The sequence below is a fragment of the Sphingopyxis sp. Soil_C_28 genome (assembly GCF_057657055.1).
Genome location: NZ_JBDGJE010000002.1, coordinates 461,438 through 481,433, shown reverse-complemented (window position 1 = coordinate 481,433; position 19,996 = coordinate 461,438). Strand labels below are relative to the sequence as shown.

16 protein-coding genes and 1 tRNA gene are annotated in these 19,996 nt (G+C 66.2%); 8 read left to right on the top strand and 9 right to left on the bottom strand.

All coding sequences use genetic code 11. The features are described 5' to 3' along the window. Positions 1-2: 2 nt before the first annotated feature. The 5 genes from AC3A43_RS10445 to AC3A43_RS10425 form a co-directional block, all read right to left on the bottom strand. Positions 3-3,194 carry an efflux RND transporter permease subunit gene (locus AC3A43_RS10445; protein ID WP_487792479.1) on the bottom strand — a complete coding sequence of 1,064 codons (3,192 nt, stop codon included), beginning with the start codon at positions 3,192-3,194 and terminating at the stop codon, positions 3-5. A 158-nt stretch (positions 3,195-3,352) separates the two neighbouring features. Continuing rightward, the gene (locus AC3A43_RS10440; protein ID WP_487792478.1) at positions 3,353-4,624 is read right to left on the bottom strand and encodes an efflux RND transporter periplasmic adaptor subunit; all 1,272 of its coding nucleotides are present in this window, start codon (positions 4,622-4,624) and stop codon (positions 3,353-3,355) included. A gap of 390 nt (positions 4,625-5,014) precedes the next feature. After that, positions 5,015-5,635 carry a TetR/AcrR family transcriptional regulator gene (locus AC3A43_RS10435; RefSeq protein WP_487792477.1) on the bottom strand — a complete coding sequence of 207 codons (621 nt, stop codon included), beginning with the start codon at positions 5,633-5,635 and terminating at the stop codon, positions 5,015-5,017. 49 nt (positions 5,636-5,684) lie between these two features. Next, positions 5,685-6,065 carry an OsmC family protein gene (locus AC3A43_RS10430; protein WP_487792476.1) on the bottom strand — a complete coding sequence of 127 codons (381 nt, stop codon included), beginning with the start codon at positions 6,063-6,065 and terminating at the stop codon, positions 5,685-5,687. A 374-nt stretch (positions 6,066-6,439) separates the two neighbouring features. Next, a tRNA-Cys gene (locus tag AC3A43_RS10425) sits at positions 6,440-6,513 on the bottom strand. 266 nt (positions 6,514-6,779) lie between these two features. Between AC3A43_RS10425 and AC3A43_RS10420 the strand changes: the two genes are divergently transcribed. The 3 genes from AC3A43_RS10420 to AC3A43_RS10410 all read left to right on the top strand — a co-directional run bounded on the left by AC3A43_RS10420 (position 6,780) and on the right by AC3A43_RS10410 (position 9,463). Beyond that, entirely contained in the window at positions 6,780-7,442 is a 663-nt protein-coding gene (locus AC3A43_RS10420; RefSeq protein ID WP_487792475.1) for a protein-L-isoaspartate O-methyltransferase family protein, read from the top strand. A 35-nt stretch (positions 7,443-7,477) separates the two neighbouring features. Beyond that, on the top strand, positions 7,478-8,965 hold the full coding sequence (locus tag AC3A43_RS10415) for a TolC family outer membrane protein (protein ID WP_487792474.1): 1,488 nt from the start codon (positions 7,478-7,480) through the stop codon (positions 8,963-8,965). Between the two features lie 78 nt (positions 8,966-9,043). Then, complete coding sequence (locus AC3A43_RS10410) at positions 9,044-9,463, top strand: DUF2497 domain-containing protein (protein ID WP_487792473.1); 420 nt, start codon at positions 9,044-9,046, stop codon at positions 9,461-9,463. On the opposite strand, the gene nudC is transcribed toward AC3A43_RS10410, so the two are convergent. The 3 genes from nudC to AC3A43_RS10395 are packed head-to-tail and all read right to left on the bottom strand — an operon-like array spanning position 9,460 to position 12,664. Then, positions 9,460-10,329, bottom strand: a complete 870-nt coding sequence (gene nudC / locus AC3A43_RS10405; protein ID WP_487792472.1) for an NAD(+) diphosphatase — start codon at positions 10,327-10,329, stop codon at positions 9,460-9,462. The genes AC3A43_RS10410 and nudC overlap by 4 nt on opposite strands. Then, positions 10,329-11,615: a serine hydrolase domain-containing protein gene (locus AC3A43_RS10400; protein WP_487792471.1), complete on the bottom strand. Its 1,287-nt coding sequence runs from the start codon at positions 11,613-11,615 to the stop codon at positions 10,329-10,331. The genes nudC and AC3A43_RS10400 overlap by 1 nt, the downstream gene beginning before the upstream one ends. Then, complete coding sequence (locus tag AC3A43_RS10395; RefSeq protein WP_487792470.1) at positions 11,612-12,664, bottom strand: A/G-specific adenine glycosylase; 1,053 nt, start codon at positions 12,662-12,664, stop codon at positions 11,612-11,614. The genes AC3A43_RS10400 and AC3A43_RS10395 overlap by 4 nt, the downstream gene beginning before the upstream one ends. A gap of 26 nt (positions 12,665-12,690) precedes the next feature. Here AC3A43_RS10395 and AC3A43_RS10390 point away from each other — a divergent pair, with 26 nt between their 5' ends. The 5 genes from AC3A43_RS10390 (at position 12,691) to AC3A43_RS10370 (ending at position 19,065) form a co-directional block, all read left to right on the top strand. Further along, on the top strand, positions 12,691-13,263 hold the full coding sequence (locus AC3A43_RS10390; protein ID WP_487792469.1) for a DUF721 domain-containing protein: 573 nt from the start codon (positions 12,691-12,693) through the stop codon (positions 13,261-13,263). Between the two features lie 17 nt (positions 13,264-13,280). Next, positions 13,281-13,988, top strand: coding sequence for a thioredoxin domain-containing protein (locus tag AC3A43_RS10385; protein WP_487792468.1), 708 nt, complete (start codon positions 13,281-13,283; stop codon positions 13,986-13,988). A 36-nt stretch (positions 13,989-14,024) separates the two neighbouring features. Continuing rightward, positions 14,025-14,765: a thioredoxin domain-containing protein gene (locus tag AC3A43_RS10380; RefSeq protein WP_487792467.1), complete on the top strand. Its 741-nt coding sequence runs from the start codon at positions 14,025-14,027 to the stop codon at positions 14,763-14,765. 131 nt (positions 14,766-14,896) lie between these two features. Beyond that, positions 14,897-18,340: a chromosome segregation protein SMC gene (gene smc / locus AC3A43_RS10375; protein WP_487792466.1), complete on the top strand. Its 3,444-nt coding sequence runs from the start codon at positions 14,897-14,899 to the stop codon at positions 18,338-18,340. Beyond that, positions 18,337-19,065, top strand: coding sequence for a class I SAM-dependent methyltransferase (locus tag AC3A43_RS10370; protein WP_487792465.1), 729 nt, complete (start codon positions 18,337-18,339; stop codon positions 19,063-19,065). Before smc ends, AC3A43_RS10370 begins: the two co-directional genes overlap by 4 nt. Here AC3A43_RS10370 and ubiA read toward each other — a convergent pair. After that, positions 19,062-19,970: a 4-hydroxybenzoate octaprenyltransferase gene (gene ubiA / locus AC3A43_RS10365; protein ID WP_487792464.1), complete on the bottom strand. Its 909-nt coding sequence runs from the start codon at positions 19,968-19,970 to the stop codon at positions 19,062-19,064. The genes AC3A43_RS10370 and ubiA overlap by 4 nt on opposite strands. Between the last annotated feature and the right edge of the window lie 26 nt (positions 19,971-19,996).

Here is a 19,996-nt window from a genome sequence, read left to right as displayed (position 1 = left end):
CCTTATTCCGCCGGAACCGGCAGCGCCGTCCCATGGTCGTCCGACCCGCGCCGCGCGCGCCGCTCGGCCGACCAAAGGCTGAGCGAGCGGGCGACGACGTAGAAGGTCGGGGTGAAGATGAGGCCGAACGCCGTCACGCCGAGCATGCCGAAGAATACGGCGGTGCCGAGCGCCTGGCGCAATTCCGCCCCTGCCCCGCTCGCGATCAGCAGCGGCACGGCGCCGAGGATGAAGGCGAAACTGGTCATCAGGATCGGGCGCAGACGGTCGCGCGCCGCGCGCACCGCGGCTTCGACCGGCGACAGGCCGTCCTGCTCCTCGGCCTGCTTGGCGAATTCGACGATCAGGATCGCATTCTTCGCCGCAAGCGCGATGAGTACGACGAGCCCGATCTGCGTCAGCACATTATTGTCCATGCCGCGCAAATTCACGCCGACCATCGCCGCGAGCAGACACATTGGCACGATGAAAATGATCGCCAGCGGCAGCATCAGGCTTTCATATTGTGCCGCGAGCACGAGGAAGACGAAGACCACCGCGAGCGCGAAGACGATCCCCGCGGTGTTCGCCGCCGCCTTTTGCTGGAAAGCGATACCGGTCCATTCGGTGCCGTAACCCGCGGGCAGCGAGTCCGCCGCGAGCTTTTCCATCGTCGTCAGCGCCGCGCCCGAGGATGCGCCGGGAGCTGTGTCGCCGTCGATCTCGACCGCCGGGAAGAGGTTGTAACGCGTGACGCGGTACGGCCCCGTACGGTCCTCGAAATTGGCGACCGATCCGATCGGCACCATCGCGCCGCTGTCCGACCGCGTCTGGAGGTTCGCAACGTCCGCGACGGTCTGGCGATAGGGCGCGTCGGCCTGTGCGGTCACACGATAGGTCCGGCCGAGCAGGTTGAAGTCGTTGACGAAGGCTGAGCCGAGATAGACCTGCAACGCTTCGAACACGCGCTCGGGCGGCACGCCGAGCATATTCGCCTTCGCCCGGTCGATGTCGGCAAAGATGCGCGGGTTCGACGGGTCGAAGAAGGTGAAGACATTGGCGAGACCGGGGGTCTGGTTCGCCTTGCCGATCAGATTGTTCGTCTCGTTCGCGAGCGCGGCATAGCCGTTCCCGCCGCGATCCTGGACGATCATGCGGTAGCCACCCGCCGAGCCGATCCCCTGGATCAGCGGCGGCGGGATGATCACGATCTGCGCCTCGGTGATATCGGCGGTGTTCGCGCGCGCCTGATTCATGATGTCTTCGAAATTGACACCGAGCTTCCCGCGCTCCTCGAACGATTTGAGCGGGAAATAGGCGGCGGCCGAATTCGGCGCGAGCGTCTGCGACGGGCCGTCGAAGCCCGCGAGCATCACCGAACCGAGCACACCCTTGATCGGCAGTACGCGGCCGGCGACCTTCTTCAGCACCGCATCGGTGCGTTCGACCGAGGCACCCGCAGGCAGCTTGGCGACGACGAGGAAATAGCCCTGGTCCTGTGCGGGAATGAAGCCGGTCGGCGTCGCCCAGAACAGGCCCGCGGTCGCGGCGATCAGCGCGGCATAGGTGATCATCACTTTCTTCGGCGCACGCACCAGCCGGTCGGTCAGGCGCGCATAGCCGTCGCTCATCTTCTCGAAATTGCGATTGAAGCTGTCGCCAGCGCGGCGGACGAGCTGCATCCCGCGACCTTCGTTCTGCGGTGCCGCATGCGGCTTGAGCAAGATCGCCGCGAGCGCGGGCGACAGGGTGAGCGAGAGGATGAGCGAGATGATCGTCGCGGTCGAGATGGTGACCGCGAACTGCTGATAGAAGGCGCCCGACAGGCCGGTGAGGAACAGGGTCGGCACGAACACTGCGCAGAGCACGAGCACGATCGCGACGAGAGCGCCCGATACTTCGTCCATCGAGGTCCGCGCCGCTTCGAGCGCGCTCATCCCCTTTTCGAGATTGCGTTCGACATTTTCGACGACGACGATCGCGTCATCAACGACGATGCCGATCGCGAGCACCAGCCCGAATAGCGACAGGTTATTGAGGCTGTAGCCGAACGCTGCAAGCACGACGAAGGTCCCGATCAACGATACCGGGATCGCCAGCACCGGGATGATCGCGGCGCGCCATTTCTGCAGGAAGACGAGGATGACGATAACGACAAGGATCACCGCCTCGAACAGGGTTTCCATCACCGCGTCGATCGACTGGGCGATAAATTCGGTGGGGTTATAGATGACGCGATATTCGAGGCCCTTGGGGAAGCTTTTCGATGCGGCTTCCATTTCGGCCTCGACCGCCTGTGCCGCCGCAAGCGCGTTCGAACCCGGACGCTGGAAGGTCGCGAGGATGACCGTCGGGTCGCCCGACAAATAGGTGTTCGAATTATAGTCCGACGCGCCAAGCTCGACGCGCGCGACGTCGGAGACGCGGACCTGACGCCCGTCGGCATCGCTGCGGATGACGATGTTGGCGAAGTCCTTGGGATCGGTCAGGCGGCCCTGCGTTTCGACGCTGAGCTGGAAACTGCTGCCGTTGGCATGCGGCGGCTGGCCGAGTGAACCCGCGGCGACCTGCACATTTTCGCGGCGGAGAGCGGCGACGATCTCACCCGCGGTCAGGTCGAGCGCGGCGGCGCGGCCGGGATCGATCCACACGCGCATCGCATAGTCGCGGTTGCCGAACAGGCGGACGTCGCCCACCCCGTCGATACGGCTGAGGCGGTCGCGGAGCTGGGTCAGCGCATAGTTGGAGATATAGGCGCGATCGAGCGACTTGTCGGGTGACACCAGGTTCACGATCAACAGGAAGTCCGGCGAGGTCTTGCGCGTCACGACGCCCAGGCGCTGCACCGTTTCGGGCAGGCGCGGGGTCGCGATGGCGACGCGGTTCTGCACCAGCACCTGCGCGGCATCGAGATCGGTGCCGATCTTGAAGGTGACGGTGATCGTGACGACGCCGTCGCCGGTCGACTGGCTGCTCATATAGAGCATATTGTCGACGCCGTTGATTTCCTGCTCGATCGGCGCCGCCACCGTTTCGGCGACGGTCTCGGCCGACGCGCCGGGATAGGTCGCGGTCACGGTCACTGTCGGGGGAACGATGTCGGGATATTGCGAGACCGGCAGGCCGATATAGGCGACCGCGCCGACGATGGTGATGATGATAGCGAGCACGGCGGCAAAGATCGGCCGGTCGATGAAAAAGCGGGATAGGCGCATGGGAGAGCCCCTGTCTGAAAAATGGTCTGGTCATCCCCTCCCGCTTGCGGAAGGGGCAGCGAGACTGCGAGATTTGCTCGCTAGTCGCAGCGGGGAGCGCCATGAAACGTCACGGGCCCTCCCCCACCCCTCCCGCAAGCGGGAGGGGAGAAGAAAGATCACTTCGCGAAGGTCGCCTGCGCCGACACCGGTTCGACCGCGGCGGCGGCATCCTTCGGCGGCGCCATCGCGGCGATCTTCCCGGCCTTGGTGACCGCCTTGGTGCCGGGACGCGCGAACTGATAACCGGTGATGACGACCTGATCGTTCGGCGTCAGACCCGATCGGATGACGCGCAGGCCATCGACTTCAGGGCCAAGCTCGACCGGCTTCGCCGCGACCATTCCGTCCTTGCCAACGACATAGACGATCTTGCGCGCCTGATCGGTCTGCACCGCGGCGGCGGGCACCAGCAGCGCGCGCGCCGTCTGGCCGGTCGACAGGCGCATGTTGCCGAACATGCCGGGGGTCAGGAACATTTCCGGGTTGCGGAAGCTGGCGCGGGCGCGGATCGTGCCCGAGCGCGGGTCGAGACCATTGTCGGTAAAGTCGAGCTGGCCTTTCCAGCGGTAATCGCTTTCATCCTGCAAGCGAACCTCGACAGTCGCACCCTTGTCGCCGCCTTCGCGCTTGGTCTTGAGGAACAGCGCTTCGGATCCCTGGAAGGTGAAGTATACGGGATCGAGGGCATTGATCGTGGTCAGCAGCGTGCCACCGGCGTCGCCCGCCGACACCAGGTTGCCCGCGTCGATCTGACGGTCCGAGATGCGGCCGCTGAGCGGCGCGCGAACCACGGTGAATTCGACGTCGAGCGCGCGCGCCGCGATGCGGGCATCGGCACCTGCAAGCGCAGCGTTCGCAGCGTTTACCCTTGCGCGAAGCCGGTCGATCTCGCTCTGCGACACCGCCTCGACATCGACGAGCCGCCCGGCGCGTTCCAGTTCAAGCCGCGCGAGTGCGAGGTCGCTGCGCGCGCTCGCGGCCGAAGCGCGCGCTTCGGCGAGCGCGGCGCGATACGGGCGCGCATCGATGGTGAAGAGCGGCTGGCCCTGACGGACGATCTGGCCGTCGGTAAAGTGGATCGCGGTGATCGCGCCCGACACGCGCGGACGCACCTCGACCGCTTTGCTCGCCTCGAAGCGGCCGATATATTCGTCCCACAGCGTGACGTCGCGCGCGATCGGCGCCGCGACGGTGAGGACGGGCGCGGGCGCCGCGGCTGCCTGCGGTGCGCCGTCGCGCAGCAACCACCAGGCACCGACGACGAGCACGAGCAACGCGCCAATCCATGCCGCACGACGGCGACGGCCGGGATAGAGCAAGGTCTTGAGTTCGCGGCGGACCGTCGCATCGGCGGGGTCGAGTTTTTCGATCGGGGTGTGGACGGTCATGGGGTGCCCTCTTCTTCTCTTCGTTCGGTTCGGCTGCGCGCGAAGCGCAGCGGGTCGCGGCCCCGAAAGCGCACGCCTTCGGTCCAGTCTTGAAACAATCCTCATTGCTGGACGGCCCTCTTCGAAGAAGGCGACCGCCCCTCCGGTCACCCGCATGTCGAATGCGCGCGCCGGCTCCCTGTTATGTCGTGCGGACGTGCGCCAACAGGCACCGACCGGAACAAGACCCGCTCCCGGGAAAATAATCTGGATGGTGAATCCGGCCGCCGCATGATCTTTGCCACACGGCGGCCGGTCTCGGGGGAGAGCCTATCTTTGTATACCGAGTGGTATATAAGTATTGCTGCGGTGCGTCAAGGCCATTCTGTACCGGGCAGTAAAATTTTTCTTCTAGCGTCCCGGCCACAGCTTCAGGCTGGTTTCGACGAGACGCTCCAACTCGGCGCGCGTCGCGCCCGAACCCGCCTGTACGGCCATGCCCTGGTTCACCGCGATCAGGAACTGCGCGAGCCCGTCGGGGTCCGTGTCGGGAGGGAAATCGCCATCCTCCTTGGCGCGCGCAAATCGTTCGAGCATCGCGCGCTTCGCCGCAGCACCGCGCTCGACGACGGCCTCGCGAATGCACTCGGCCTCGGCGCCGCACGCGACCGAGCTGATCACGCCGAGACAACCGTTCGGATTCTCCGGGCAAGTATACATGTCGAGCGCGCCGTACATCAGCCGCTCGGCGACGCCGCGCGCGGTCGGCGCTTCGAGAGCGGCGCGCATATAATCGGCCTTTTCGCGCTCATAAAGGTCGAGTGCCTTGTTGAAGAGCGCTTCTTTGTTGCCGAACGCCGCGTAGAGGCTGGGCTTGGTAATCCCCATCGCCTCGGTCAGGTCGGCCATCGACGCGCCCTCATAGCCCTTCGACCAGAAGACACGCAGCGCCGCCGCGAGGGCCATGTCGACGCAAAATTCGCGCGGACGGCCCTTATGCGGTGTGGCAACGGTGGCGGTTTCGATTTCCATAACGGCTGGTATATAAGTGGCGGATCGCAACTTGTCCAGTGGCAGCTGGTCAGACCAGTCGCGTGTCGATCGCCAACCCGCCCTTAAGCGTCAACGTCACCGGCGTGCGCTCGGCAATGTCGGCCAGCCGCGCCTTCTGATCGTCGTCGAGCCCGGCGATCGTCAACGCACGGTCGACCCGGAGCCCGTCCTTGCTCAGCAGCCGCAAACCGACCTCGACCGACTCCAGCGGCCATCCCTTGCGATCGGCATACATGCGCAGAGTGATAGCGGTGCAAGCACCAAGGCTGGCAAGCAGCAAGTCATAGGGCGCCGGCCCCATATTATTTCCGCCAAGTGCGGCGCCTTCGTCGGCGACCAGATCATGACCGCTGACCGAAATTTCAGTGCGGTAATGGTCGTTGCCGATGCGGGCAGTGCCATGGGCCATGCGACTATCCTTTATTGGCGAAGGGCTGATCGAACCGATATTCCGGTCAGCGGCAAAAACGGCAAGCATAAACCTCGACCGTCGGCGCCGCGCGCAGTCGTCGCCCCCGAGATCCTGCCTTGAACGAAGCGTCAAAAGCCCTACATTCGCGTCATCGTCAACAAGCGAAAGGAGGTGGTCGAATGTCTCATTGTCACACGCCGCATGCGGCAGATTTGAGCAAGACCTTCTTCGCGGGGGTCCAGCTCGCATAAGCTGTCCGCGACAGGCAAGACAATGGAAGGGCTGCTCCGAAAGGCGCAGCCCTTCGTTGTTTCCGCAACGGCCCAAGCTTGGACGCAGCATGCGTTTAAATGCATAATTTCAGGGAAAGTTGGAGGCCCGAGCCGGAATCGAACCGGCGTGCGCGGATTTGCAGTCCGCTACGTCACCACTCCGCCATCGGGCCTCATGCCAAATTGCCGCATCCCCTTTGGGATGGGCCGGGTGTTGGACGGCGATGCTAGTGAGCGGCTTTCGCCGCCTTGTCAAGGAGTCGCCCGAATGGCGCCGCGCGGGCGCTGCCGGGCGCACGATGCGGGGTTGGCGGCACCCCCGTTGCCAGCTATGCGCGGCAACGCGCGGCGGCATGGCTGTATTACCATTGCAATACAGCATGGCTTCGGCTAAAGCGGCCCCGCAAAGGTTCATGTTCCAGGGAATCGGAAAAGGCTGATGGCGACGAAGTTTAGCGAAATCACGGCGGCGGAGATGCGCTCCGCCATGATCGACAGCCAGCTCAGGACCAGCGATGTCATCGACCCCGCCATTATCGGTGCGATGGCGGCGGTACCGCGCGAGGCGCATGTGCCTGCCGCGCTCGCCGGTGTCGCTTATACCGACCGCGCGGTTGCGCTGGGCCACGGCCGCGCGCTCAATGCGCCGCTGGTCACCGGCCGCATGCTCGTCGCGGCAGCGATCCGCCCCGGCATGCGCGTGCTACTCATCGGTAGCGCGACGGGCTATACCGCTGCGCTGCTCGCGCTGCTCGGCGCCGAGGTTCACGCAGTCGAGGAACAGGGCGAACTGTTGGCCGTAGCACGCACCGCCGCCGCCCATGACGCGATCCGCTGGGTCGAAGGACCGCTGGCCGCCGGCGCACCAGACGCGGCGCCGTTCGACCGCATCATCATCGAAGGCGCGATCGAGACGCTGCCCGAAGCGCTGGTGGCGCAGCTGGCCGAAGGCGGCCGGCTGGTCGCGGCGCAGCGCGAGGGCGCGGTGACACGACTCGTCGAGGGTGTGAAGACCGGCGGCACTATCGCGCTGCGCAGCTTTGCCGACATGGACGTCGCGCCGTTGCCCGGCTTTACCGCGCCGGCAGGTTTTCAGTTCTAAGGCCATATCCCCCCTTGTTTCAGGCTGACATCAATATGCACGATAACAATAAGAGACAGCCCCTTCGCCGTGCCCGCTGGCTTGCCGGCCTCGCGGTCGGCGCGCTGGTGCTGGCGCCTGCGGCGCAGGCCGAAACATTGCAGGATGCACTGGCCAAGGCCTATGAAAACAACCCCACGCTGACCGCCGCACGCGCCGGACAGCGTGCCAACGACGAAAATGTCCCGATTCAGAAGTCGCAAGGTCTGCCGAACGTCGGCGTCGGCGTCGACTATCAGGAAAACCTGGTGCTGCCGGGCAACAGCTTCTTTTCGCCCAAGCGCTTCGTGAGTGTCGGCGGACAGGTGTCGGTACCCATTTATCAGGGCGGCGCGGTACGCAACGCAGTGAAAGCCGCCAAATTTCGCGTCGAGGCTGGACAGGCCGATCTGCGCGCGACCGAGGCGAGCATTTTTTCGCAGACCGTTGGCGCCTATATGGACGTTATTCGCGATTCCGCGATCGTCCAGCTCAACCAGAAAAATGTCTCGGTCCTTCGTACCAATTTGCAGGCAACGAGCGACCGCTTCGAGATTGGCGATCTGACGCGCACCGACGTCGCCCAGTCGGAGGCACGGCTGGCGCTTGCCGAGGGCGATCTGCGCACCGCCGAATCCAATCTGATTGCCAGCCGTGAATCCTATGTTCGCCTCGTCGGCGATGCCCCGGTCGACCTTGAACAGCCGCCGCAATTGCCGAACCTTCCCGCATCCCCCGAAGATGCGGTCGCGATCGCGCTAGCCAGCAACCCCGATATAGAAGCTGCAAACCAGCTCGTCAGCGCCAGCCGCGCCGACATCGGCGTCGCCCGCGCCGGGCGGCTGCCCAAGCTGTCCGCGACAAGCAGCGCGGGTTACAATAATAATCTGAATTCGGTCCCATCGGGGAACACCACCTCGGAAAATGTCACGAAGAGCGCGCAGGCCGGGCTTTCGCTGACGATACCATTGTTCCAGGGCGGGCGCCCTGCCGCGCAGGTGCGCCAGGCGCAGTCGCGCACCAGCCAGGCAATCGAGAATTATGTCGAGGTCGAACGTAGCGTGATCGCGCAGACCCGCGGCGCTTATGCCGCGTGGCAGGCGAACGAGCGTATCATCACTGCGACGCAGCAGGCGGTGAGCGCCAACGGCCTCTCGCTCGAGGGCGTCCGCGCCGAAAACAGCGTCGGCACGCGCTCGATCCTCGACATTTTGAACGCCGAACAGGAATATCTGAACACGCAGGTCCAGCTGGTGTCGGCGCAGCGCAACTCCTATGTCGCCGCCTTCTCGGTCCTCGCCGCGATGGGCAAGGCCGAAGCGCGCGACCTCGGTATCGAGGGCGGCGCGCTGTATGATCCCGAAGTCAATTACAGACGCGTGAAGGGCCAGATCTGGGATTGGGCCGACGACCCGGCGCCGCAGCAGGTCGCGACCGACACGCGCGCCGTTCCGGCCGCAACCGCCAGTGTTCCCGTCGGGCCGCCGTCGCTGTCACCACAATAACGCTTGGCAAAACGCGCCCCAAATCGGTAAGAGGATTGTTAACCATCCGGTAATCGTGATGGTTTAGGGGGTTGGGTTATGGGCGATATGTCGCGGGAACCGTCGATGGAAGATATATTGTCGTCGATTCGGCGCGTGATCGCTCGTGACGAGGCGCCCGGTAGTATTCGCGAAGCCCGGCTCGCCGAAAACGACGATATTCTAGACCTTCAGGACGAAGAAGAAGACGCCGAAGCGGCGCCTGCGGCCGAAGAGCTTGTCTCTGCAGCAAGCGCCGATGCCGCGCGCCAGTCGCTCGAAGCATTGACCGCTGCCGTGGCACCTGCGGTTGCCGCGGCGACAGTGGCAGGGCCGAACGTTGCCGGCCGCACGATGGAGGACGTCGTCCTCGACGCGCTGCGCCCGATGCTCAAGGACTGGCTAGACACCAACCTGCCCTCGCTCGTCGAGGCGATGGTGGCGAAGGAAATCAGCCGAATTACCGGCAAGCGGCTTTAGCCGACCCAATCTTCCAGCAGGTAGCGCGCGATCGCCAGTGGCGGCGGCGCCATGAACGGCGCGCCCATATCTCCCGCGAGTGCGGCGCGTACTTCGGCCTTGTCCACCCACATCGCGGCCTCGATCTCGGTCGTATCGAGCGTCAGCGCGGGATCCTTCGCGACCGCGCGGCAGCCGATCATCAGTGACGACGGGAACGGCCAGGGTTGGCTCGCCACATAAGCGACATCCGACACGCGAATGCCCGCTTCCTCGAACAACTCGCGCGCGACCGCTTCCTCCAGCGATTCGCCGGGTTCGACGAACCCCGCGAGCGCCGAGAAGAATCCCGGTGGAAACCCGCCCTGCCGCCCGACGAGCACCCGCCCCTCGCATTCGGCAAGCATGATCACGACGGGATCGACACGCGGAAAATGTTCGGCGTTGCAGCTGCCACAGCGCCGACCCCATCCGCCGCGAAACAGATCGGTCGGCGATCCGCACACCGCACAGAAGCGATGCCGCGCATGCCAGTCGACAAGGCTGCGCGCACCGCCGTACAGCGCCGCATCCTCGCCTGAAAGCAAAGGCAGCAGCCGCATCACCGTGCGCGATCGCGCATCGATCCGTACTCCGGACGGGGCCTCGCGCACGAAGTGCGGGATCCCCGCATCGTCGATTCCGAGCAACATCAGCGCGCGGTCGCCGGCGGGGTCCAGCGCCTCCCACAGCAACCCGCCGCCCTCGCCCGGCACGAAGTCGATGCCGTCAAGCGCGAGGCAGCGCGCTCTCGGATCGGCGGTGGCGGCGGCAAAGGCATCCGCATTCGTCCGCAACTGGTCGGCGCGATCGAGCCACGCCCCGGTGAACCCGAGTGGCAACGGCATCAGCGGGTGACGTCCGAAAAGAAGGTCTCACCGAACTTGCCCTGGAACGACACGGCGTCGGGCGGCATGATCTGCGTGTAGCCCCCGACGCGATAACCGAGTTTGCGATGGACGAAGCCGATCGTCCCCGCCGCGCCCGCCCAGCCGAAAATCCCTTCGCCGCCCGGCGAAGTCGGGAGCGACACGCGGCCGCCGGCGCCAAAGCCCTGCCCGTCGATGAAAGTCCCCTTGCGGTCGATGCTGTCGGCGATGAGGTTCGACATCGCGAGCCGCGCGGTTTCACGCTTCATCACGCGCACGCCGCCGGTTTCACCCTCGCCGAGCAGCATCGCAAGGAAGCGGTCGTAATCGCGCGCGCTCGACACGAGCCCGCCGCCGCCAAACGGATAGGGCGGCGGGTCTAGATAAATCGAGCTAGCCGCGGGGTCGAAGGGGATCAGCGCGCCGCCGAAGGGCGCATAATTGCTCGTGAAGCGCCCGACATCCTTCGCGGCCACCATGAAGCCGGTGCTCGTCATGCCGAGCGGATCGAACAGCCGCGCCTTAAGGAACGCATCGAACGCCTGCCCCGACACGACCTCGATCAACCGCCCCATCAGGTCGAGGCTGATCGAATAGCTCCATTTCGTCCCCGGCTCATAGACGAGCGGCAGCGCCGCGAGCCGGTCGGCCATCGCCGCAAGGCTCGGCGCGGGCGTCACCGGCGCGAAACCCGGAATCGGCAGGCGGCTTGCCTGTCCGCCAGCGATACCATTGTCGTCATAGGCCTTTTTGATCGGCCCCTTCTGGATGATATTATAGCCGAGCCCCGCGGTATGGGTGAGCAGCTGGCGCACCGTGATCGGGCCCTTCGCCGGGCGCACATCGGTGATAGACCCGTCGGCCACATTCTGCACATTCATCTTTGCGAAGAGCGGCAGGAAGTCGGCGATCGGCTGATCGAGCTTCATCTTGCCGTCTTCGATCAGCAGCATGGCGGCGATCCCGGTAACGGGCTTGGTCATCGAATAGAGGCGCCACAGCGTGTCAGGGCCGACCGGCGTCGACGAATCGTTCGACCGCACCCCGGCGCCGAAAAACACCGGCACCTCCTGCCCCTTGCCGATCGCGGCGAGCGCGCCGGCGAGTTCGCGGCGGTCGACGAAGCCTTTGATGAACGCATTGGTCGCCGGATAAAGCCCCGCGCCGTCGACCTTCCACGCCAGCGCGGAGCGCGGCAGCAACGCGCCCGCACCAGCCAGCGCCATCCCACCCATCAGCGCGCGGCGCGACACCATCATGTTCATCCGTCTCTCTCCAGCATCTTGTCGGTCAGTTTACGATAGAGCGTCGGCAGCCCGGCGGCGTCAAGGCCCGCAATCGGCCACCATTCGCCTTCCGCTGCGGCATCCGAGCCTTCGGGCGGAGGTTCGCGCCGCACCAAGGTCAACGTGAGATCGAAATGGGTAAAACCATGATCGACACTGACGATTCCCGAATCGGGCGGTCTCGCATCGGTCCAGTCGCCGCCGGGCAGCGCGCGCATCCCGCCGAGCATGCCCTTGTCCGGGCGGCGGACGAGCCAGATCCGACCCTCCGCCTCGATCCAGTGCGCCAGACCGTGGCGATGCGGCTTGGCCTTCTTCGGAGGCTTCACCGGCAGCCGCTCGAGATCTCCCCGCCCCCGCGCGCGGCAGTCGGCCATCAAAGGGCAGATCGCGCAGGCAGGCGAACGCGACGTGCAGATGGTCGCACCAAGATCCATCAGCGCCTGAGCAAAATCCCCCGGCCGATCGTCAGGCACCCGCGGCGCCAGCTCGGCGCGAATCTCGCGCTTCGCCATCGGCAGCGGCGTCTCGATCAGGCGGTGGCGCGCAATGACCCGCTCGATATTGGCATCAATAACGACAGCCGGCCGGCCAAAGGCGATCGCCGCGACCGATGCCGCAGTATAGTCGCCGATCCCCGGCAACGCGCGTAAGCCACTCTCGTTATCGGGAAACTGCCCGCCATGATCCGCGACCACCGCGCGGGCGCAGGCAAGCAAATTTCGCGCGCGGGCGTAATAGCCAAGCCCGGCCCAGGCCGCCATGACATCGGCATCCGCCGCCGCCGCCAGATCGGCAACTGTCGGCCAACGCGCAATAAAACGCTCGAAATAACCCGCCACTGCCGCCACCGTCGTCTGCTGCAGCATCACCTCGGCCATCCAGATGCGATAGGGATCGGGCTTGCCGCCGCTGTTCGGCGCGATGCGCCACGGCAGCACCCGCGCGGCGCGATCGTACCAGCCGAGCAGGCGGTCGGCGAAGTCGCGGACGATGTCGCCTGCAATGTGGGAAGTCTGGACGCTCACCCCCCGCCTATGGCATGGCACCCGCTATGACGAAAGACGCGGGAGAGGATGCGCCGGCCAAAAAGGCAAAGGCGAAAGCAAAGGCGAAAACCGCCAAGGCGCCCGTGCGCGCCTATGAACGCCCGCGCGGCGGCGAGGCCCGCATGGTATCCGACCTCGTGCCCGAAATCGGCCGCGCCGCCTTTCGCAAATTCGGCTTTGTCCAAAGCTCGGTCGTCAGCCGCTGGCGCGAAATCGTCGGCGACCGGCTCGCCGATGTAACCCAGCCCGCGATGATCCGCTTTCCGGCCGGGCAAAAGGCGGGCGGCACGCTCCACCTGACGATCAGCGGCGCGCACGCCCCGATGCTGCAACATGTCGCGCCCGACATCATCGGCGCGGTCAATCGCTTCTTCGGCTATGCCGCCGTTGCGCAGGTCCGCATGACGCACGGCCAGGTTACCCCCGCCGCGCCTGTTCAGCCGCCGGCAATGCTGAAACCCGTACCCGCCGAACTGGGGGACAGTTTGCGGGATATCGGTGACCCGGAACTGCGAACCGTGCTCGAACGGATGGCAGCGGGATTGGCGACCGCGCCGAAACTCCCCCGCATCAGCTGAAGGAAAGACGGCCGACGATGTCTTTTGACGACCCGCTTCTCGATCGCCGCACCGCGATGTTTGCGCTTTCGGGCGCCGCGTTGACCCTGGTCGCCGCAACACCCGCGCCGGCCTGGTCATCGACCGTCACGACCAGCCCGATCGGCGCATTTCTCGTCGGCAATCCCGCGGCGAAGGTCCGGCTGGTCGAATATTTCAGCTACACCTGCCACGTCTGTGCCGATTTCGCCAAAGCGGGGTCGCTGCCGCTGAAGACGCAATATGTCGATCGCGGCCTCGTCCTGTTCGAATATCGCAATCTCGTTCGCGACCCGGTCGATATGACGGCGGCCTTGCTGGCGCGCTGTGGCGCCCCGAAGGCGTTCCCCGGCAATCATCAGGCGATCTTCAACGCGTTTCCAGCCGTGATCGCGAAGATCCAGAAAGCGACCGACGCGCAAAAGACCAACTGGTTCGAAGGCACGACCGGCCAGCGCGCGCGCAAGATCGCCGCCGACACCGGGCTCACAGCCCTGATGCGCGCGCGCGGCTATACGCAGGCGCAGATCGACGCCGCGCTCGACAGCGAGGTTGCGCAAGCCGAACTCACCGGAATGACCAACATCGGCCTCAATGCCGACCGCGTCGAAGGCACGCCGAGCTTTTTCGTCAACGGCCGCAACGCCGGGGTCACCGCGTGGCCCGCGTTGAAATCGAAACTCGACCTTGCGCTAAAGGCCTCGTAAAAGCCCCGCATTCCCGTTCTGTGGAGAAAGAATGACATGACCGCTTCGCTTCGTATCGCCCTTTTGTCGTCACTCGGCGCGCTCGCCCTCGCCGGTTGCGGCGACGGCGCCACCGACCCTTCCAAAGAACAGGCTGTCGTCGCCAAGGTCGCCCCGCCCGCCGGCAAGAGCTGGTCGCAGGTCGTGCGCGTCGACGGCGATGGCGTGGTGATGGGCAATCCCGATGCGCCGATCAAACTCGAAGAATATGGCGCCTTCACCTGCGGTCACTGCGCGCAGTTCGCCAAGGATTCGCACGAAGAGCTGAAGCGCGACTTCGTCGACACGGGCCGCGTTTCGTACAAGCTGACGCCGTTCATGCTGCACCCGGTCGATGCGATTTCGGGCGCGATCGTCAAATGCACCGGCCCCGACCGCTTCTTCCCGCTCGCCGATGCCACCTTCCTCGAGCATGAGGCGTTCATCGCCGGCGCATCGAAGCCGGCACCGGGGATCGAAGAAGCCATGAAGCTGCCGCCCGCGCAGCGCTTCGTCGCGCTCGCCAAGGGCTGGGGCATCGACCAGTTCTATCAGCAGCGCGGCGTCCCCGCCGCGACGATCCAGCAGTGCCTCGCCAAGGTCGAGAATGTCGAGGCGATCGAAAAGGGCACCAACAACGCGGTCGAGCAACATCAGATCAACAGCACGCCGTCGTTCGTCATTAACGGCCAGGTTGCCGAAGGTATCAACGGCTGGGGCCCGCTGCGTGACCGCCTGCGCACGATGGGCGCGCGCTGATTTGGCTTGGGGGTAGGCGCGAACCCTACCCCCTTGCGACTCCCCGTGGGGCGCGGCATGACAGCGTCAGGGGGATATGTGACATCAAGGTTGCACCGATTCCGATTCGATGAACTGCACGGGGCGTCCCCGTGCAGATAAAGCGGTTACGCCTCACCGGTTTCAAAAGCTTCGTCGAACCTACCGAACTGCGCATCGAACCCGGGCTGACCGGCGTCGTCGGGCCCAATGGCTGCGGCAAGTCGAACCTGCTCGAGGCGATCCGCTGGGTGATGGGCGAATCCTCCCCCAAATCGATGCGCGGCGGCGGGATGGAAGATGTGATCTTCGCGGGCACCTCGTCGCGTCCGGCGCGCGATTTCGCCGAGGTCGCACTCCATTGCGACACCGAAGGCGCGCTCGTCGCCGGCCTGTCGGACTCGAGCGACGGCGACGATCTGGAAGTTATCCGCCGTATCGAGCGCGGCGCGGGATCGGCCTATCGCGCCAACGGCCGTGACGTGCGCGCCAAGGATGTCGCGCTGATTTTTGCCGACGCCGCGACCGGCGCGCACAGCCCGGCGCTCGTCAGCCAGGGCAAGATCGCCAACGTCATCGCGGCCAAGCCGACCGATCGCCGCGCGATGCTGGAGGAAGCGGCGGGCATCGCGGGGCTGCACGTCCGCCGCAAGGACGCCGAGCAAAAGCTGCGCGCGACCGAAACCAACCTGACCCGCCTCTCCGAAATCGTCGCCGACATGGAAGTCCGCGCCAATGCGTTGCGACGGCAGGCGCGCGCCGCGGAGAAGTACAAGAAGCTGAGCGACGAGATTCGCATCGCCGAGGGGCGGCTGATCTATGCGCGCTGGCGCGACGCCGCCGCCGCCGCCGATCAGGCGCGCCGCGACGCCGATGCCGCCGAAGCGGCGGTGAAGACCGCGCAGGAAGAACTCGAAACCGTCTCCAAGGCGCAGACCGAGGTCGCAACGCGCGTCGCGGCGGCGCGCAGCGATGCGCAGACGCAGCGCGAGGCATTGGCCGAGGCGACCGCGACGCAGGTGCGGTTGCAGGGCGAGGAGCGCGCCGCATTGCAGCGGCTCGAGGATCTGGCGGCGCAGCAAAGACGCCTCGCCGACGATCGCGCCCATGAAAGCGAACTCGCGCGCGAAGCCCATGGCGCGCTGACCGCACTCGATACCGAAAGCAAGTCGCTGGCGCAGGACATCGCCGGCCATGACGCGGGCAAGGCCGCGCTCGCCGACGCCAATCTGGCCGCGCAGGCACGGCTTCGCGATGCCGAGGTCGCGCTGGCGCAGGCCCGCGCCAAGGCCGCGAGCGAAGCCGCCGACCGGCGCATTGCGGTGTCGGCACGCGATAGCGCCGAAGCCGCGGTGCGCCGGGTCGCAAATGACAAGGCACGCGTCGATTCAGAGGTCGCTTCGCTCGGTGACAGCGAAGCCCTCGGCGCGAGACATGCCGAAAGCGTCAAGGCCGCCGAAGCCGCCGAAGCGGCGATTGCCGCCGCCGAAACCGCGCTGCACGAGGCCGAGGCCGATCGCGAGGCGACCTCTGCCGACCTCACAGGCATCGAAGCTGGCCTCGCCGAGGCGCGCGCCGCGCTCGCCGCGCTTGACGGCGAGGCGACAACCCTTGAACGCGCACTCGCCGCGGGTCGCCGCGACGAAAGCCGCATCCTCGATCGGCTTCGCGTCGCGCCGGGTTATGAAGCCGCGCTCGCCGCCGCGCTGGGCGACGATCTCGACGCCGGGACCGACACCGATTCGGCGCGCAGCTGGGGCGGTGTCGCCAGCGGGAAGAGCGACCCCGCGCTTCCGGCCGACACCCCAGCGCTCGCGGAATTCGTCAAGGCACCCGCTGCGCTCGCGAGACGGCTTGCGCAAGTTGCGGTGGCCGACACCGACAGCGGACAAGCGCTCGCGGTCGGCCAGCGCCTTGTTACCTTGGGCGGCGTGATGCGCCGCTGGGATGGTTTCGTCACGCGCGGCGACGGCGCGACCGCAACCGAGCGGCTGCAACGCCAGAACCGCCTCGATGCGCTCGCCGCGCAGCGTCCGCAGGTCGAACTGGGGGTGCAGGAACTGCGCGATCGCCGCGATGCCGCCGCCGCGAAGGCGACCGAATTGACCGAAGCATCGGCCGCTGCCAGAAAGGCGCTCGCCGGGGCCGACGAGGCCCGCCGCACCGCGCTGCGCGCCGCCGATCAGGCGCAGGCCGCAATCGACCGCCACCGCGACGCCGCCGCGCTGTTCGACCGCCGCCTTGCCGAAATCGCCGAAGCTGCGAGCGAAGCCGCCGAGCAGCTGGCGGCGCAGGAAGCCGCGCTTGCCGCGCTGCCCGACGACAGCATCGCGCGCGCCGCGCTCGAAGCCGAAGATCGGGCCGCCGAGCGCGCACGCGCTGACGCCAACGCCGCACGCGACACGCTGACCGCTCACGAACGCACGCTCGCGGGCTTGAGCGAACGGCAGGCGGTCGTCAGCGCCGAAATCAAGAGCTGGAAAGCGCGCGCGGGGGAGGCCGCGCGCCGCGTGACCGAGATGGACAAGCGTACCGACGCGCTGGCCGCCGAGGCAACGAAGCTCGCCGACGTTCCAGGGCGGCTCGCCGAACAACGCGCCGCCGCCGAAGCGCAGCAGGCCGCATTGCGCGACAAGGTCGCGGCCGCCGAAACGCAGGAACGCGCCGCCGAGGCCGCGCTGCGCGAGGCCGAAACGGCGCTCAACGCGATCCGCGAGCGCGTTGCCGCCGCGCGCGAAACGCGCGCGGGTGCCATCGCACGGTCCGAAAATGCCGAGCTGCGGCGGATCGAGTTGGGGCGCCTGTCGGGCGAACGCTTCGAATGCCCGCCCCCGCTGCTGCCGCAAAAGGCCGGGTTCGAAAGCGAAAGCGTCGGCGATGCCAATGCCGAATCGGCGCAGCACGACCGGCTTGTCGCCGAGCGCGAGCGGCTGGGTCCGGTCAACCTCGTCGCCGCCGACGAACTGATCGAACTCGACACCGAGCGCGAGAAGAACGCCGCCGAGATCGAGGAACTGACGCAGGCGGTGCACCGCCTGCGCGGGTCGATCGGCAATCTGAACCGCGAAGGCCGCGTTCGCCTGCTCGCCGCGTTCGAGGCGGTGAACACGCATTTCCAGCGGCTGTTCACGACGCTGTTCAACGGCGGGCAGGCGCATCTCGAACTCGTCGATTCGGACGATCCGCTCGAGGCCGGGCTCGAAATCATGGCGCAGCCGCCGGGCAAACGGCTCGGCACGCTGACGCTGCTGTCAGGCGGCGAGCAGGCGCTGACCGCGGTCGCGCTGATCTTTGGCCTGTTCCTGACCAATCCCGCACCGATCTGCGTCCTTGACGAAGTCGACGCGCCTTTGGACGACGCGAATATCGAGCGTTTCTGCGACCTGCTCGATCGCATGGCGCGCGAGACCAACACCCGCTACCTGATCGTCACCCACAATGCGGTGACGATGGCGCGCATGCACCGCCTGTTCGGGGTGACGATGATCGAGCGCGGCGTATCGCGCCTCGTGTCGGTCGACCTCGGCGGCGCCGAGGAACTGCTCGCCGCCGAATGACCGATAGCCCGGCCGACATCTATGATCCCGCCTTCGTAAAGGGGGTCTTCGACCGCTGCTCGCGCCGCTATATCCTGTTCAGCACTTTCTGCTCGATGGGTTTCACCGAACGCTGGCGCCGCGAATGCGTCGACGGGCTGGACTTGCCCGATAAACCGGGGCTGGCAGGGCTCGACCTGATGGCTGGCACTGGCGAGGCCTGGCCGCATCTGTTCGCCCGCCACCCGCATGTCCGCGACATCACCGCGGTCGATATTTCGTCGGGGATGCACCGTCTGGCGATGGAGCGGCTCCACAAGGAAAGGAGCCACCGCATCGCCTTTGTCGAGGACAATGTCCTTGCGAGCAATCTGCCCGCGGCATCGGCCGATTTCATTCTGTCGACCTTCGGGCTCAAGACCTTCAATGCGGATCAGCTTCGTCAGCTCGCCGTGCTGACGGCGCGTCTGCTGAAATCCGGCGGGCGCTTTTCCTTCATCGAAGCATCGGACCCGAAGGGCTGGATTCTCCGCCCGCTCTATCTGTTTTACCTGAAGGGCGTATTGCCGATGATCGAGCGCCTTTTCCTGCGCGGGGCGCAGGATTTTGCGATGATCGGCACCTATTGCACCAATTTCGGCGATGCGCAGCACTTTGCCATGATGTTGCGAGAAGCGGGACTGGAGGTCGAATTCCGCCGCCACTTCTTCGGCTGCGCAACGGGCGTCACCGGCAAGAAGCCCTAAGGCGCCGTCCCCACCACCAGCATCGCCGCGAAGATCAGCAGCCCGGCGAAACGATTGCTGCGAAACTTCGCCAGCGCGTCCTCGCCATTCGCGGGATCGAGCGTCACCACCTGCCCCGTCAGGTGCACCGCAGCGGGCAGCAGCGCGATCAAGACCAGCGGATCGGGCCGCATTGCCCACAGCGCACCGCCCCAACAAGCAAGCGCCGCCGCGTAGCACATCGCGACGCCGCCCTTCACATGACGCCCCATCGCGCGCGCGCTGGACTTCACGCCGATCAGCATGTCGTCCTCAATATCCTGCAGCGCATAGATGGTGTCATAGCCGATCACCCATGCGATGCATCCGGCATAGAGCAGGGGCAGCGCGAGGCCGTCGCCCCCGCCCACCGCCATCCAGGCGACAAGGGCGCCCCAGCTGAACACAAGGCCCAGCCACGCCTGCGGCCACCAGGTGATGCGTTTCATGAACGGATAGCCCGCAACGAGGATCAGGCTGGCGAGCGCGACAATCTGCGCGGGGCGCGGCAGCTGGAGCAGCACGATCAGCCCGACAAGCGACAGCAGCCCCGTCCATAGCAGCGCGCTCCGCACCGATACCGCGCCGCTCGCGACCGGGCGCGACGCCGTGCGCGCGACCCGGGCGTCGAGGTCGCGGTCGACGATATCATTATAGACGCACCCCGCCCCGCGCATCGCGATCGCGCCGGCGAGCATCCACAGGAACAAGGGCCAGTGACTGATCGCTCCGCCGCCCAGCGCGAGCGCAAAAGCGCAGGGCCAATAGAGCAGCCACCAGCCGATCGGCCGGTCGAACCGCGCGAGCAACGCATAGGGCCGCGCCGCCGATGGCAGCAAGGCCAGGAATCCGCGGAGCTGGCTATCGGGAGGATGGGTGGCAGTCATCGATGCGCGGGCGATAGCAGCCTCGA